The sequence below is a fragment of the Xanthomarina spongicola genome (genome assembly GCF_003148645.1).
Taxonomy (GTDB): Bacteria; Bacteroidota; Bacteroidia; order Flavobacteriales; family Flavobacteriaceae; genus Xanthomarina; species Xanthomarina spongicola.
Window position 1 is genome coordinate 139392 of sequence record NZ_QGGP01000005.1, and the last position, 16149, is coordinate 155540.

The window sequence follows — 16149 nt, forward strand, 5'->3', positions numbered from 1 at the left end:
TGAAAATTTTAAACCCAAAACATGTTACGACAATTTATAGGATTCATTTTAATACTTAATATAACTGCTTGTGCAGAATTACAGGAGGTAGTTAATCAATTACCAGAAGGAACCACAAGCATAAGTAATACAGAAATTGCTGCAGGTTTGCGTGAAGCCCTTGATTATGGTATTGATAAGCAAGTTACTAAACTAACTCAAACAGATGGATTTTATAAAAATGATTTAGTTAAAATATTGCTTCCAGAAGAACTACAAAAAGTTGATAAAGCACTTCGTGATATTGGATTAGGAAGTCTTGCAGATGAAGGTTTAAAAGTGCTTAATAGAGCTGCAGAAGATGCTGTTGGCACTGCCACACCAATATTTGTAAACGCTGTAAAAGATATTACATTTAGTGATGCAAAAGGCATTTTACTTGGAGCTGATGATGCAGCTACTCGCTATTTAGCTGGTAAAACGGAAAGTTCTTTATACTCTGAATTTCATCCGATAATAAATAGTTCTTTTCAGAAAGTTGGAGCAGACCAAATTTGGTCTAATTTAATTAACAAATACAACTCCATTCCTTTTACTACAAATGTGAATCCAAATTTAACAGATTATGTTACTGAAGAGGCTCTTAAAGGTGTTTATAAAATGATTGCTGTTGAAGAAAAAGATATTAGAACCAAATATTCGTCCAGAACAACCAATTTGTTAAAACAAGTATTTGCTTTGCAAGATTAAAGAGCATTATGTTTTATACTCATTAAAAAACAAAACACTTTTGTATCTCCAAAAAAGTATAAAATAAGTAAATTAATTCTTAATATTAAATCGATTATAGCTTAATCGATTTTTTTTTATTAACAAACTAATGATTTAACTTGCTGAATTCTATTAATTTAGATATATTTATTATTCAAAAGGTATGAGTAATGGAAAATTTATCTGAATTAAAAGCAAACCAAATCAGGTTACAACAACGCTACAAACAACTTATAGAACAGGCATATAACTTGCGACAAACAGATTGTGCTATGAGTGATATTTCAGAGTTTAGAGCTATTAAGCTTTTAAACAAACTGAACAGATTAAAATACTTAAGTAGAGAACCTGCAAAGCCATCTACTATTTAATTTTAGACTAATGTCTCTCGTAGTAATTTAAAATATTGAAAAGATTTGGTTAGTCTAGAACCATACCAAGAAAACAATTCTCCATCAACCAACAATATTTTTGCTTGTTGAAATTTTAATTTAAGAGCTTTAACATGTTCTTCTTTAAATGGAAACGGTTCTGTTGAAAGCATGATAACTTCTACTTGATTATCCATATCATTTTCTAAATCAATTTCAGGATATCTCTCTAAATTTTCAAAGTAATTATCAAATTTCCCTATTGACATTAATGCATTTATAAACGTATTATTTCCAGCAATCATCCAGGGATTTTTCCAAATAAAATAAACAGTTTTTAATTGAGGTTGATCTTTAATAAAAACTTGAAATTCTTGCTGTTCCTTTTTAATTTTTGAAATTATATTTTCAGCCTTATCTTTTACTAAAAACAGACTTCCATACATTTTAATTAATTCTAAACAATCTTCAATATTGTAAATGTCACTTAAATGAACTGGAGCTATGTTCTCTAACTCCTCAATCATAGCTTTTGTATTTTCTTCTTTATTACACAAAATAATATCTGGATTAAGTGATATTATTTTATCTAAGTGAACTTGTTTTGTTCCACCAACTACTGTAACATTTGTGATAAGATGATGAGGATGCACACAGAATTTTGTAATTCCAACAAGTAATGATTCTAAACCTAAATCGTAAAGCAATTCTGTTTGTGAAGGTACTAAAGAGACAATACGTTTAGGAATATAATCTATCTGTATACTTCTATTTAGTTGGTCTACTATAGTCATTATGAAGAAAATTTATAATTAAAGAAAAAGATTGCCACATTTGGACTGCGCTCAATACTGGCTTGTTATTATTCCTCGAAATGAAATTACTTATCTAAAATAAATTCCATTTCCTGCTGAAGTTCTTTTGCTTCTCTTGCTGCTGCTTGCGCAAAATCTTCTTGATTAGACGCATAAATAATGCCTCTTGAAGAATTGATAAGTAAGCCCACATTTTTGTTCATTCCGTATTTACAGACATCTTGCAAATTTCCACCTTGTGCACCAACTCCTGGCACTAATAAAAAACTATCTGGCACAAACTTTCTAATGTCAGCAAAGTATTCTGCTTTGGTTGCTCCAACAACATACATTAAGTTCTCTGAATTTTTCCAAGTTTTAGATGTTTCTAAAACCTGTTTGTATAATTCTTTTCCATCCACTTTTTTTGTCTGAAAATCGAAAGCACCTTCATTTGACGTTAAAGCCAACATAATAGTATGTTTATTCTCGAAAGCCAAAAAAGGCTCTACAGAATCCTTTCCCATATAAGGTGCGACAGTCACACTATCAAAAGCCAAATCTTCGAAAAAAGCTTTTGCATACATGCTACTTGTGTTTCCAATATCTCCACGTTTGGCATCAGCTATGGTAAAGATTTCTGGATGGGTTTCATTAAGATAGTTAATAGTTTTTTCTAAAGATTTCCATCCATTTATACCATAGGCTTCATAAAAAGCCGTATTTGGTTTATAAGCGATACATAAGTGGTGTGTTGCATCTATTATGGCTTTATTAAATGAAAAAATTGGATCTTCTTCATTTAATAAGTGTTGTGGGATTTTATTTTTATCGACATCTAATCCAATACATAGAAAGGATTTCTTTTTTTTGATTTCTGAAATAAGTTGTAGTGTCGTCATACTCTATTTGCCACAAATTCACGAACGTTTAACTAATTCTTACTTAAACGAAATTCATTAAATAAAAATATTCGTGTATTAGTAGCTATTTTTTTTTAAATCACGTCAGTATTTGCTTTTAATTTCTCCGTATTTTCAGCTAACTGAAGTTCGTCAATAATTCGTTGTATATCGCCATTTACAATATTACTTAAATCGTATAAAGTAAGTCCAATTCTATGATCTGTTACACGACCTTGAGGATAGTTATACGTTCTAATTTTAGCACTTCTATCTCCAGAACTTACCATGGAACCACGTTTTTCGGCATCTTCAGCATTCTTCTTAGCCAATTCAATATCATACAAACGTGAACGTAATACTTTAAAAGCTTTCTCTTTATTTTTATGTTGCGATTTTTGATCTTGACATTGGGCTACTAAACCTGTAGGAACGTGAGTTAAACGCACTGCAGAATAGGTTGTGTTTACCGATTGACCACCAGGACCAGACGAACAGAAAAAATCGATACGAACATCTTTAGGGTTAATCTCTACATCAAATTCTTCAGCTTCTGGAAACACCATAACTGTTGCTGCACTTGTATGTACACGTCCTTGAGTCTCGGTTTGTGGTACACGTTGTACACGATGTACTCCTGCTTCAAATTTTAGAGTTCCATAAACATCTTCACCAGTGACTTCAAATTGAATTTCTTTAAAACCACCATTTGTTCCTTCACTATAATCTACAGTATCTACTTTCCATCCTCTGCTTTCGCAATATTTGGTGTACATTCTAAATAAATCTCCTGCAAAAATACTAGCTTCATCTCCACCAGTTCCTGCACGTAATTCTACCACAGCATTTTTAGAGTCTTCAGGATCTTTAGGGATTAATAAAAATTTAATCTCATCTTCTAATTTTGGAATACCTTCTTTAGCTTCATCGTATTGCATTTTAGCCATATCTACCATTTCGGCATCGCTTCCATCTGCAATAATTTCTTCGGCTTCTTTAAGGTTTTCTGTAAGTTCTATATATTGCTCACGTTTATCCATTAATAAACGTAAATCTTTATATTCTTTGTTTAATTCTACATAGCGTTTTTGATCTGTAATAATATCTGGTTGGATTATTAAATCGCTAACCTCATCAAAACGCTGCTTTACTATTTGTAATTTATCTAACATGTATCATTCTAAATTGTGTGTCAAAAATACGATAATTTATGGATTTTAGAATTTTTTAGATTCTTCTATTTAAACCTAAATCAATTAACTAGAAATATTTTGTTAAAAAAGTCGTTTTCATACTATGAAGCAGCATTTTGGAGCCATATTATTATTTTATAAGCCTTACGTTATTTGGTCGTTTATAATTAATATTGTGATTACTTTTGTGAATCCACAAATAATTCCTGCTATAATTACAAAACTTTTTTTAACCATTTTATTATGGTATTTTCTAAACGAGTCTCATGCAAAACGGAAGCTTAATTTTTATAGAAATTTGGGCATTTCTTCTTTAAGACTTTTCTCTTCAATTTTTATAATTGATGTTTTACTAATGATAATTTATCTTTCTTTCATAAAAGTGTTTATATAAAAAAAGGGAAGCTGTTACCAACTTCCCTATTAAAATTAATTCTACAAAATATTATCCACACTTAGAAGAACCACAATCTTTACAAGTTAAACATCCTTCTTGGTATATTAAGTTTTCTGAACTACAATTAGTGCAGGATTGTCCTTTAGCTTTAGTTCCATCTTCCACATAACGTTTAAGTGCGCGAACCACTCCATTTTTCCATGTGTTAATAGATTCGCTATCTAATTGTAAACTATTAATTAAATCAACAATTTTATCTATTGGCATACCATGACGTAACGTACTAGAAATTAATTTGGCATAGTTCCAGAATTCAGGATTAAATTTATGAGATAAGCCTTCTATTGTTGTTTTATAACCTCTTTTATTTTGATACTGAAAATCGTAACGCGAAGTTCCATCTTCATTTCTATTTTTAATAATCACTCCATTGTTTGCCCAACGTGGTATTAAGATACCATCTTCATCATCAGCTAAACCAGTAAATACTTCGTAAGGTTTTCCATCTATTAACCCAATAAATGCAATCCACTTTTCTTTATTATTCTGAAAACGAACCACATCTGCTTCTAAAACCTGAGGACGTTTTGTTGGAAAAGCTGTTAATAATTCTTGTGTATCGTCTTCAGTTTTTTCTTCGTTAGAGATTAAGACTCCAGAACGAGAACCGTCTCTATAAACTGTAACACCTTTACAACCTGCTTCCCAGGCTTCCAAGTATAGTTGCCCTACCAATTCTTCGGTAGCATCGTTTGGCAAATTGATTGTAACACTTATAGAATGATCCACCCATTTTTGAACAGCTCCTTGCATGCTTACTTTGCTCATCCAATCCACATCGTTAGAAGTGGCTTTGTAATAAGGCGATTTCTTAACCATAGCATCCAATTCTTTCTGGTCGTAATTATCTGAAACCTCAAAACCGTTTACTTCCATCCATTGTTTGAATCTATGGTGAAAAACCACATACTCTTCCCAAGAATCTCCAACTTCATCCACAAAATCTACACGTACGTTTTTATCGTTTGGATTAACTTTTCTTCTACGTTTGTAAACAGGCATAAAAACAGGTTCTATTCCAGAAGATGTTTGCGTCATTAAACTAGTTGTTCCTGTTGGAGCAATTGTTAATAAAGCTATATTTCTTCTACCATGTTCCAGCATTTCATAATACAACTTGTCGTCTGCTTCTTTTAAACGTTGGATAAATGGATTATTTTTTTCACGTTCTGAATCGAAAATTTCGAAAGCACCTCTATCTTTTGCAGCATAAACAGATGCTCTATAAGCTTCAATACCTAATGTTTTATGAACTTTGACAGAAAAAGCATTTCCTTTTTTGCTTCCATATTTAATACCTAAAGCTGCCAACATATCTCCTTCTGCAGTTATGCCAATTCCTGTTCTACGTCCTTCTCCTGCTTTCTTTTGAATATTTAACCACAGATTTCTTTCGGTTGCTTTTACTTCATCAACTTCTGGATCTGCATCAATTTTAGCAATAATTGCGTCTATTTTTTCAAGCTCTAAATCAATAATATCGTCCATGATGCGTTGTGCTACATGAATGTGTTTTTTAAATAACTCGAAATTAAATGAGGCTTTGTCTGTAAAGGGATTTTCTACATAAGAAAACAAGTTCATTGCTAATAAACGACAAGAATCGTAAGGACAAAGTGGTATTTCGCCACAAGGGTTTGTTGAAACTGTTTTATAACCTAAATCTGCATAGCAATCTGGAACAGATTCGTTTATAATGGTATCCCAAAACAAGATTCCTGGTTCTGCCGATTTCCATGCATTATGAACAATTTTTTTCCAAATTTTATTGGCTTCAATAGTTTTTGAAAACTTAGGGTTTTGACTGAATATTGGATATTTCTGAGTGTAAGTTGTATTTTCCTTTACAGCTTTCATGAACTGATCGTCAATTCTTACTGAGACATTTGCTCCAGTGACTTTACCTTGCTCTAATTTAGCATCAATAAAATCTTCTGAATCTGGATGATTGATAGAAACTGATAGCATCAATGCTCCACGACGACCATCTTGCGCTACTTCGCGAGTAGAATTAGAATAACGTTCCATAAATGGAACAATTCCTGTGGAAGTTAAAGCAGAATTCTTTACAGGAGATCCTTTAGGACGAATGTGAGACAAATCGTGACCAACACCTCCACGACGTTTCATAAGTTGCACCTGCTCTTGGTCTATTTTCATGATACCTCCATAGGAATCTGAATCACCATCGTTACCAATTACAAAACAGTTTGAAAGCGATGCAATTTGATATGGGTTACCAATTCCAGCCATCGGACTTCCTTGAGGTACGATATATTTAAAATCTTTGATTAGGTCGAAAATTTCTTTTTCAGATAATGGATTTGGATATCGCGATTCTACTCTTGCAATTTCTTTTGCAATACGTGAATGCATATCGTTTGGTGTTAACTCGTATAAATTGCCTTCAGAATCTTTTAAAGCATATTTATTTATCCATACGCGAGCAGCTAAATCGTCGCCTTTAAAATATTTTACAGAAGCTTCAAAGGCTTCATCTTGAGTGTAAGTAGGAGGAAGTACTTTTGGTTGGGTTTGTATTGACATGTCTTAGGATTAATTTAAAAAATTTTACATTCTATTTTACAATTGTAAATAACGTAAAAATTTTAAACTTGTAACATGATAAAAATCATAAAGTTTACAAGAAAAAATCGTAAATATCTGTTTTTTAGACTTTTAAAAATTTATTAACAATAAAAAGTTAACAAATATTTTATTTTTTTTTTAAAAGTCAACAACTACACCTAAACCTAGTATTTGCTTCCATTGTACCTTAGCTCCTTCATATTCATATGTATTTTCAACATCTGTTTCTGCAATTGTTTTTACATCATTATCATACTTAAGATGTGATCCAAAATTAGCTTTTATAAAACTATTTATTTTAAAATCGAAATTTATTTGCCAATCAACATCAATATTTCCAAAATCGTTTAAATAATCTGTATAAAAACTTACATAATTAAAAAGCATCACATTTTCGAAAATTTGAGCTTCAAAAGTACTTGTTAAAAGAATTCCCACTTCATTTCTAACTCGCTCACCTTTTTCCACAATATTCCCTTCTTCATCGTAAACAGCAGGAGTTACTCCAAATGAGCCAGCATTTGCTAATTCATCATCTAAAACAAACGTAGTTTTCAATGTTAATGGAGAAAAATAAATTGAGAACCGATCTATATTTTTTCCATATTCCATACCTCCTCCTATAAATAAATATCCAGGAGCCATGAATTTTGACAACACATTAGTTTCATCTGGATAATTATAACCTTCAGTAAATTGGGTTTTAAAATTAAACCTAGAAGAAAAATACCAATTAGTAAGTTCATCTTTTCTAAAACCTAAAGTAGAACTGATATCAATAATATCATCTGTTTTTCTTAAACCCTTACCCTCTTGTTTATTAACACCATAACGTGATATTAAAACATTATTCCAGATAAGATATTTATAACGATACTTTAAAATACTTTCGAAATTAAATAATGCCGAAATGGAATTACTTCCACCTGCATTCCAATTAACAAAGGCAACTTCGCTTAAAAGAAGACTTGCCGTGTTTTTCTGGGTCCACTTTGGAATATTAATATTTTCTGTCTTAAAATATAAAGAGTCTGGTTGTGCAATTACAAATTGAAAACTAATAAAAGATATAATGAATATAATTTTCTTCATTAAACCGAAATTTAAAAAATAACTAATAAATAAACTCTCCGAATTCGCTTGAGATGGTTAATTGTTTCTCTTTTGAAGCTTCAACTCTACCAATTATTTTAGCATCTACATGAAAAGATTTAGAGATAGTAATAATGTCTTGAGCGACTTCTGGAGACACATATAACTCCATTCTATGACCACAATTAAACACTTGATACATTTCCTTCCAGTCTGTCTTAGATTGCTCTTGAATAAGTTTAAACAATGGAGGCACTGAGAACATATTATCTTTTATAATATGAAGATTATCTATAAAATGAAGTATTTTGGTTTGAGCTCCACCACTACAATGGATCATTCCATGAATGGTATTGCTATTGTATTTTGATAATATCTTTTTAATAATTGGTGCATAAGTTCTGGTAGGAGATAACACCAATTTACCAGCATCTAAAGGAGCATTTTCAACCGAATCTGTAAGTTTCATTTGACCAGAATACACCAATTCTTCAGGAACTGAATCATCAAAACTTTCAGGATATTTATCAGCTAAGTATTTATGAAACACATCGTGTCTTGCAGAAGTTAACCCATTAGAACCCATTCCACCATTATACTCTTTTTCATAAGATGCTTGTCCAAATGATTCTAATCCAACAATAACATCTCCAGCTTGTATATTAGCATTATCAATAACTTCACTACGTTTTATTCTAGCTGTAACCGTAGAATCTACAATAATGGTACGAACTAAATCGCCAACGTCGGCAGTTTCACCACCTGTTGAGTGAATAGTTACACCATACGATTTAAGGTCTGAAATAAGCTCTTCTGTTCCATTAATAATAGCAGCAATAACCTCACCAGGAATTAGATTTTTATTTCTACCGATTGTTGAAGACAGCATAATATTATCTGTAGCACCAACGCAAAGTAAATCGTCAATATTCATAATTAGAGCATCTTGAGCTATGCCTTTCCAAACTGAAAGATCTCCTGTTTCTTTCCAGTACATATAAGCTAACGCACTTTTTGTACCTGCTCCATCTGCATGCATAACCAAACAATAATCTAAATTATTTGATAAATAATCTGGCACTATTTTACAAAAGGCTTTAGGAAAAAGCCCTTTATCGATATCTTTTATGGCATTATGAACATCTTCTTTTGAAGCTGAAACTCCTCTTTGGGAATACCTTTTGCTTATTTCTTCACTCATGAAATTGAATTGAAATGCAAAAGTAAGAATTGTAATTTACTTAATTGTTAATTATAGGATTGGAATTGATAATGGTTGGTTCGTTTTCGTTAGTTTTAACTTTTCTTTTAGAACCTCCAAAATAGAAATTAAAACCTATTGCCATTCTCCAGTACACATCATTAGCGTCGCCAAAAACTTTACCATCTAGATTGTCGCTAAAAATATAATTATAGTCTGAAAATAATGTTACTCCAATATTATCAGTAAATATATATTCAACCCCTACTCCTCCTTGAATTTTTGCATCTGACTGTTCAAAATAATTAGCAGCATTTAATCCTCCTCCCACATATGCAAAAGGCGAAAATCTTTTATGTGGAAAAATAAGCCCCTCAAAATTGACATCAAAAGACATGAAGCCATCGTTTGTTACATCTTTGTAGGCTAAATTAAACTTATTGTAACTTACATTTATATTCAAATGAGGAGTTATGTATCTTTTATAACCCAAATGCATGTAAAATTCGAACATTGGATCTGAATAATCTCCATTTGGCACTGCAGTTCCAAAAACTACATCTACAACATTATCACCTCTGTATAAATAGAAATCTGATTTGGAATATTTGTGTTTTTGAGCAAAACCATTAAGAGCTATAAGCCCCATTATAATTGAAACAAAAAATTTGATATAAGTATTTTTTTTTACCATTTTTAAATATAAACTCTATAAATATTCTTAATTATATTTTTTTTGAAATTTAACAATTAATCAATATCCTACACTTATCAATTCTATATTTATAGATAGATATATGTATAAAAAAACACTAAATATATAGAATATTAAATTCATATAAATAGTGTTTAAATTACTTCTTAAATATAAAGAATCAACTTAATTTAAATAATTTCTAACTTTAAAATTATTTCTGTAAAATTGTTTGTTCCAATACAACCAAGTCTTGTTGTGTTTCATCTTTAACATCCTCATTATTTTTCTGAGAAAATATTAAAGTTGCAGCCATAAGCATAAGAACACTTATTATGAGCCTTTTCATGATAAATAAAATAATTGATTAATAGCAATGCTAAAATACTAAAAAGCCACCTGATTAATTAATCAAAAATTACTTTTTCGTTGATTTACAAATTAAATCAGATAAACGACATTCTACTTTATTTAAGATAAAAAAGTCCTGTTTAAAACAGGACTTAAAAATTATTTAATTACAGATAAATTTATTTAGTAAAAAGTAGTTCTCTGTATTTTGTTAAAGGCCATAGCTCATCGTCAACCAATAACTCCAATTTATCACAATGGTATCTAATCTCGTCGAAAAATGGTTTTACTAAATTACAATACGCATGTGCTTTTAATTCAAGATCGCTTAAATTATTGGCTTTTTTTCTTTCGTTAGTCATTTTGGTTACATTCGAATTTATAGACTCAATATGACCTGAAATTTCTTCAATTAAAGCCATTTGTTCTTTTGCTAATTTCTTAAATCCAGTACCATAAATTTCTTTTAAACCTTTAACATTTTCTATTAATATATTTTGATATCTCACAGCTGTAGGAACTATGTGATTTCTAGCAATATCGCCCAATACACGACCTTCAATTTGAATGTGCAGCACATACTCTTCCACTTCAATTTCGTAACGTGAAACAGATTCTACTTTATTCATAACGTTCATATCTTCAAATAGCTTAATAGCCTTTTTAGATACTTTTGCCTTTAATGCTTCAGGCGTAGTTTTAAAGTTACTTAAACCACGTTTTTTGGCTTCAATTTCCCATGCTTGTCCATAACCATTCCCTTCAAATAAAATATTTTTGGATTTTTTAATATACTCTCTTAATATATTAAAAATCGCTTCGTCTTTCTTTAAACTTTTATTATCAATTAAAACATCAACTTCCTTCTTAAACTCAATTAACTGATTTGCAACTATGGTGTTTAAAACCGTCATAGGATTTGCACAGTTTGCTGTAGATCCAACTGCTCTAAATTCGAATTTATTACCTGTAAAGGCAAAAGGAGACGTTCTGTTTCTATCTGTATTATCTAATAAAATTTCAGGTATTTTACCAACAACGTTTAACTTAAGGTCTGTTTTTTCTTCTGGAGATAATTTTCCGTTTGTAACGTTTTGTAACTCGTCCAAAACACTTGTTAGTTGCTCACCAATAAATACCGAAATGATAGCTGGAGGCGCTTCGTTTGCTCCTAATCGATGATCGTTACTAGCAGAAGCAATAGATGCTCTTACCAATTCTTCATTATCGTGAACAGCTTTGATTGTATTTATGAAAAAAGTTAAAAACTGCAGATTACTCATTGGTGTTTTTCCAGGACCTAATAAATTAACTCCTGTATTAGTACTTAAACTCCAGTTGTTATGTTTTCCAGAACCATTTACCCCTTTAAAAGGCTTCTCATGAAATAATACTTTAAAATCATGACGTTCTGCTACTTTATCCATAACATCCATTAATAAGGAGTTGTGGTCTACTGCTAAATTAGCTTCATCATAAACTGGAGCCAACTCAAATTGATTTGGAGCTACTTCATTATGTCTAGTTTTTACTGGAATACCTAGCAACATACATTCTGTTTCTAAATCACGCATATATTGCATGGCTCTATTTGGAATAGTTCCAAAATAATGATCGTCTAATTGCTGTCCTTTAGCAGAAGAATGACCCAATAAAGTTCTTCCTGTTAATTGAATATCTGGCCTTGAAGCTGCCAAGCCTCTATCTATTAAAAAATATTCTTGCTCCCAACCTAAAGAAGCGTTTACTTTCTTAACATTTTTATCAAAATACTTACATACATCCACAGCAGCAGTATCTATGGCTTGCAATGCACGCAATAAAGGCGTTTTGTAATCTAAAGCCTCACCTGTATAAGACACAAAAACTGTTGGAATACATAAAGTCGTGCCATAAACAAAGGCAGGAGAAGTAGGATCCCAAGCTGTATAACCACGAGCTTCAAAAGTATTTCTAATACCACCATTTGGAAAACTAGAAGCATCAGGTTCTTGTTGCACTAATTGTCCACCACCAAATTTCTCTATTGCTCGACCATTACCTATTGGCTCAAAAAACGCATCATGCTTTTCGGCAGTAGAGCCAGTTAATGGCTGAAACCAATGTGTATAATGTGTAACTCCTTTAGAAATAGCCCATTCTTTCATTCCTGTTGAAATATGATCTGCTACTCCTCTATCTATTTTCGACCCATTTTGAATAGCATCCATAACACTATTAAATGCTTCTTTTGTTAAATACTGACGCATTTCATCTTCGTTAAAAACATTTCTTCCGAAAATAGCTGAACGACGTTCTTTTTCTTCTATTTTAATGGGCTTTCTATTAAGCGATTTCTTAATAGCGTAAAATCTTAAAGTTGACATAATTTGCTTGTTAGTTGTAAATATTTTAGGGCAAATTTATAAAAATTATTAATTAAGACATAAATAACCCCTATTTTTTTAGGGGTCAGCTATAAAAAAATAATATTTAATTATCTTATACCCTACTTTTCACTAAGAAATGCAAAAATAATAAACATTGAATAAGCTGTAAGAATCACAAATCCTTTAAGTCTACCTATTTCGAATTTTTTTGGCAACAACATAAATGGAATAAGAATAAAAGCAAAACCTAACATCCAGAAGATATCATTTGATAAAATTTGAGGATTATCTAGTTTTATAGGATGCACCATTGCAGTAAGCCCCAAAACAGAAGCAATATTGAAAATATTTGAACCTATTAAATTTCCTAAGGAAATTGCTTTTTCCTGTTTCAAAGCTGCAATAACTGAAGCAGCCAATTCTGGAACACTTGTACCAATAGCTACCATAGTTACAGAAATAACACGTTCGCTAACACCAAATGATGTAGCCATTTCTTTTGCTCCTTGAACTAACCATTCACTTCCAAAATAAAGCGAAAAACCTCCTATTAGCAACCAAAGAATTAGTTTAAAATTTGATGTTTTTTGTAAGGAATCATCTACTTCTTCAATAGACTCTACATTTTTGTTTTTCGATCTCTTTATTAAAACATATAAGAAAACTATAAGTGATAGAAATAAAAGTAATCCCTCTTTAAAATCTAGAATATTACCACTTTTTAGAAGAAAGTATAATGCTATAGACAAAAGCATCATCATTGGCCAATTAAGTTTATAAAAGTCTTCACTAATAGTTAAAGGCGTAATAATAGCTGTTAATCCTAATACCAAACCAATATTAGCAATATTAGACCCAATAACATTTCCTAAGGCTATATCTGGAGAGCCATCTAATGCAGCTTGTAAACTAACTAAAAGTTCTGGAGCAGAAGTTGCAAAAGACACAACTGTCATTCCTATAACTAGCTTTGAGATGTTAAATTTAAAAGACAAAGAAACTGAAGCTCGAACTAAAAACTCTCCTCCAACAACTAATAAGATTAATCCTAAAACAACCCAAATCAAACTCATAAACTAAATTTTTGGCGAAGATAACATTTCCTATGAAAAGTTAACGAAAACTAAAAATTTCGTTAAATAACTATATTGATAGTTGTATAACTACAAAAATAGTTATATGTTTGAATTATAAAAAAAATTATCATGCAAAAGCTAACAAATAAGGAAGAAGAAATTATGCATATTTTATGGAAGCTAGAAAAAGCATTTGTTAAAGATGTGCTTGCTGAAATAAGAGAAGACAAACCACACTATAATACACTTTCAACTATTATTAGAAATCTGGAAGAAAAGGGCTATGTTGGTTACCATGCATATGGTAAAACGCATCAATATTTTCCAATTATTACAAAAGAAGCTTATAAAGAACGCTTTATGAATAGAGCAATAGACAACTATTTTAATAGCTCTTATAAAAATGTTGTTTCCTTTTTTGCTAAAGAAGAAAAGATAAGTGTTGAAGATTTAAAAGAAATAATAGCTCTAATTGAAAACAAAAAATAATTATGGAATATTTTATTAAAGCTTCAGCTGTATTAGGTATATTTTATATTTGTTACAAGCTTTTTTTACAAAGAGAAACATTTTTTAATTCGAATAGATGGTTTTTATTAGCTGGTTTGACAATTGCTTCTGTACTTCCCTTATTGGTTATTCCTATATATGTTGAATATTCTGCTATTGCAATACCAAACACCTTATTAACGGATAGTACATTAACCCAGAGTACAAATAGCGAAATTTCATTTTTACAGATAGCAACATGGATATACACCATTGGTTTCATTTTCTTTTTAGGAAAGTTATCTATTGAATTTACTTCCTTATTTACATTATTAAAGAATAATAATTATAAGAAAGAAGATGGTTTTATATATATAGAAACTAACAACAATGTACCTCCGTTTTCTTTCTTTAATTGGATAGTATATAACCCAACACAATTTCATGAACAGGAATTAATTCATATTATCAATCATGAAAAAGTACACGCTAGACAATATCATTCTATAGATGTCATTTTCTCTCAAATTAGTTGTGTTGTGTTTTGGTTTAATCCGTTTTGCTGGTTGTATAAAAAAGAATTACAACAAAATCTAGAGTTTATTGCAGATTACAAAGCTCAAAATATCTCTAATTGTGAAAAAAGCTACCAACGCTTATTGCTTAAAGCAAGCATACCAAATCATCAATTGCTGATAACAAATAATTTTTATAATTCATTAATCAAAAAACGAATCGTTATGTTACACAAATCAAAATCGAACAAATTAAATGCATGGAAGTTTACTTTAGTCCTTCCATTATTAGGGCTGTTTTTAATGAGCTTTAACACTAAAGAAGTATATATCAATACTTCAAACCCTATAAATACTGATACTTCTGAAAATATTATCACTAACAATTTAACTGACATTGAAGTAGTAATTATTACAAAAGATTTTAGTGATGCAGAATTAGAGAAAGTAAAAAACAACCTTTTAAAAGATGGGTTAACTATTAAATTTAATGGTGTTAAACGAAATGCTTCTGGCGAAATAATTGCCATAAAAATAGATGTAGAATCTAAAGAATCTAGTGCTAATTATAACACAAATGGAGACGAGCCTATCTCACCAATAAAAATCAGCTTCAATAAAGATGGAAACAATATTTCCATTGGAAGTGCTTCAATTGCATCTAGCAAACATGCTATGACATTTATTTCGGAAGATGGTCATCCTCATAAAATAAAATCTCACGGAAATAATAAACATGTTTATGTTATTTCTTCTGATGACCATAACTCAGATGAAGATATTGAAATAGAATCTGATGGAGAAATGATTTTTATTAGTGAAGATGGTGAAGTACATACGATAACTGATGGAGATCAAAATATTGAAATTATTACTATTTCTGAAGGTGAAGATGGAGAAGAGTTAATTTATAAAACTAAGGGTAACGCTAAATCTAAAAATGTTTGGGTTACTAAAGAAGACATCTCAGATGGTCAAAAAGAAAAGACTTATGAAGTGAAAATTATTTCTTCAGATGGAAATGATGAAGACATTCATTTTACAACAAACGATTCAGATACGAAGCACAAAATAAATGTTTTTAAAATGAATAAAAATGGAGGAAGTTCTACTTTTTCTAGTGATGCTTCAGGAAACGCTTTAATTTATATAGATGGAAAAGAGGCTACAAAAGAGCAAATGGATAAATTAAATGCAGATTTAATTGCAGCAGTTGAAGTTTTTAAAGGCGAAAAAGCTGTAAAAAAATATGGCGAAAAAGCTAAAGATGGTGTAATAGTTATTACTACCAAAAAGTAAACATTAT

General features: G+C 30.6%; 14 protein-coding genes. 4 read left to right on the top strand and 10 right to left on the bottom strand.

What is annotated here, in order from left to right:
- Positions 1-21 precede the first annotated feature (21 nt).
- Both LX78_RS10915 and LX78_RS10920 read left to right on the top strand, forming a co-directional pair.
- Positions 22-729: a DUF4197 domain-containing protein gene (locus LX78_RS10915; protein WP_109682697.1), complete on the top strand. Its 708-nt coding sequence runs from the start codon at positions 22-24 to the stop codon at positions 727-729.
- Positions 730-920: 191 nt separating this feature from the next.
- On the top strand, positions 921-1121 hold the full coding sequence (locus LX78_RS10920; protein ID WP_109682698.1) for a Lacal_2735 family protein: 201 nt from the start codon (positions 921-923) through the stop codon (positions 1119-1121).
- A 2-nt stretch (positions 1122-1123) separates the two neighbouring features.
- On the opposite strand, the gene LX78_RS10925 is transcribed toward LX78_RS10920, so the two are convergent.
- The 10 genes from LX78_RS10925 to LX78_RS10970 all read right to left on the bottom strand — a co-directional run bounded on the left by LX78_RS10925 (position 1124) and on the right by LX78_RS10970 (position 13836).
- A complete protein-coding gene (locus tag LX78_RS10925) occupies positions 1124-1915 on the bottom strand; it encodes an ABC transporter substrate-binding protein (RefSeq protein ID WP_109682699.1) in 792 nt (263 codons plus the stop codon).
- Between the two features lie 86 nt (positions 1916-2001).
- Positions 2002-2817 carry an orotidine-5'-phosphate decarboxylase gene (gene pyrF / locus LX78_RS10930; RefSeq protein ID WP_109682700.1) on the bottom strand — a complete coding sequence of 272 codons (816 nt, stop codon included), beginning with the start codon at positions 2815-2817 and terminating at the stop codon, positions 2002-2004.
- A 95-nt stretch (positions 2818-2912) separates the two neighbouring features.
- Complete coding sequence (gene prfA / locus LX78_RS10935) at positions 2913-3989, bottom strand: peptide chain release factor 1 (protein WP_109682701.1); 1077 nt, start codon at positions 3987-3989, stop codon at positions 2913-2915.
- A 466-nt stretch (positions 3990-4455) separates the two neighbouring features.
- The gene (locus tag LX78_RS10945) at positions 4456-7014 is read right to left on the bottom strand and encodes an adenosylcobalamin-dependent ribonucleoside-diphosphate reductase (RefSeq protein ID WP_109682703.1); all 2559 of its coding nucleotides are present in this window, start codon (positions 7012-7014) and stop codon (positions 4456-4458) included.
- Positions 7015-7194: 180 nt separating this feature from the next.
- Positions 7195-8148 carry a DUF3078 domain-containing protein gene (locus tag LX78_RS10950; protein ID WP_109682704.1) on the bottom strand — a complete coding sequence of 318 codons (954 nt, stop codon included), beginning with the start codon at positions 8146-8148 and terminating at the stop codon, positions 7195-7197.
- Between the two features lie 22 nt (positions 8149-8170).
- Positions 8171-9349 carry an AIR synthase related protein gene (locus LX78_RS10955; protein WP_109682705.1) on the bottom strand — a complete coding sequence of 393 codons (1179 nt, stop codon included), beginning with the start codon at positions 9347-9349 and terminating at the stop codon, positions 8171-8173.
- A 40-nt stretch (positions 9350-9389) separates the two neighbouring features.
- Positions 9390-10043 carry a Curli production assembly/transport component CsgG gene (locus LX78_RS10960; RefSeq protein WP_245881519.1) on the bottom strand — a complete coding sequence of 218 codons (654 nt, stop codon included), beginning with the start codon at positions 10041-10043 and terminating at the stop codon, positions 9390-9392.
- A 214-nt stretch (positions 10044-10257) separates the two neighbouring features.
- Positions 10258-10392: a hypothetical protein gene (locus LX78_RS15000; RefSeq protein WP_281267910.1), complete on the bottom strand. Its 135-nt coding sequence runs from the start codon at positions 10390-10392 to the stop codon at positions 10258-10260.
- A gap of 181 nt (positions 10393-10573) precedes the next feature.
- Complete coding sequence (locus LX78_RS10965; RefSeq protein ID WP_109682706.1) at positions 10574-12760, bottom strand: glutamine synthetase III family protein; 2187 nt, start codon at positions 12758-12760, stop codon at positions 10574-10576.
- 122 nt (positions 12761-12882) lie between these two features.
- On the bottom strand, positions 12883-13836 hold the full coding sequence (locus LX78_RS10970) for a calcium/sodium antiporter (protein ID WP_109682707.1): 954 nt from the start codon (positions 13834-13836) through the stop codon (positions 12883-12885).
- A 132-nt stretch (positions 13837-13968) separates the two neighbouring features.
- Between LX78_RS10970 and LX78_RS10975 the strand changes: the two genes are divergently transcribed.
- Together LX78_RS10975 and LX78_RS10980 are read left to right on the top strand one after the other, a co-directional pair.
- A complete protein-coding gene (locus LX78_RS10975) occupies positions 13969-14328 on the top strand; it encodes a BlaI/MecI/CopY family transcriptional regulator (RefSeq protein WP_109682708.1) in 360 nt (119 codons plus the stop codon).
- Positions 14329-14330: 2 nt separating this feature from the next.
- Positions 14331-16142, top strand: a complete 1812-nt coding sequence (locus LX78_RS10980) for a M56 family metallopeptidase (protein ID WP_109682709.1) — start codon at positions 14331-14333, stop codon at positions 16140-16142.
- Positions 16143-16149: the final 7 nt, after the last annotated feature.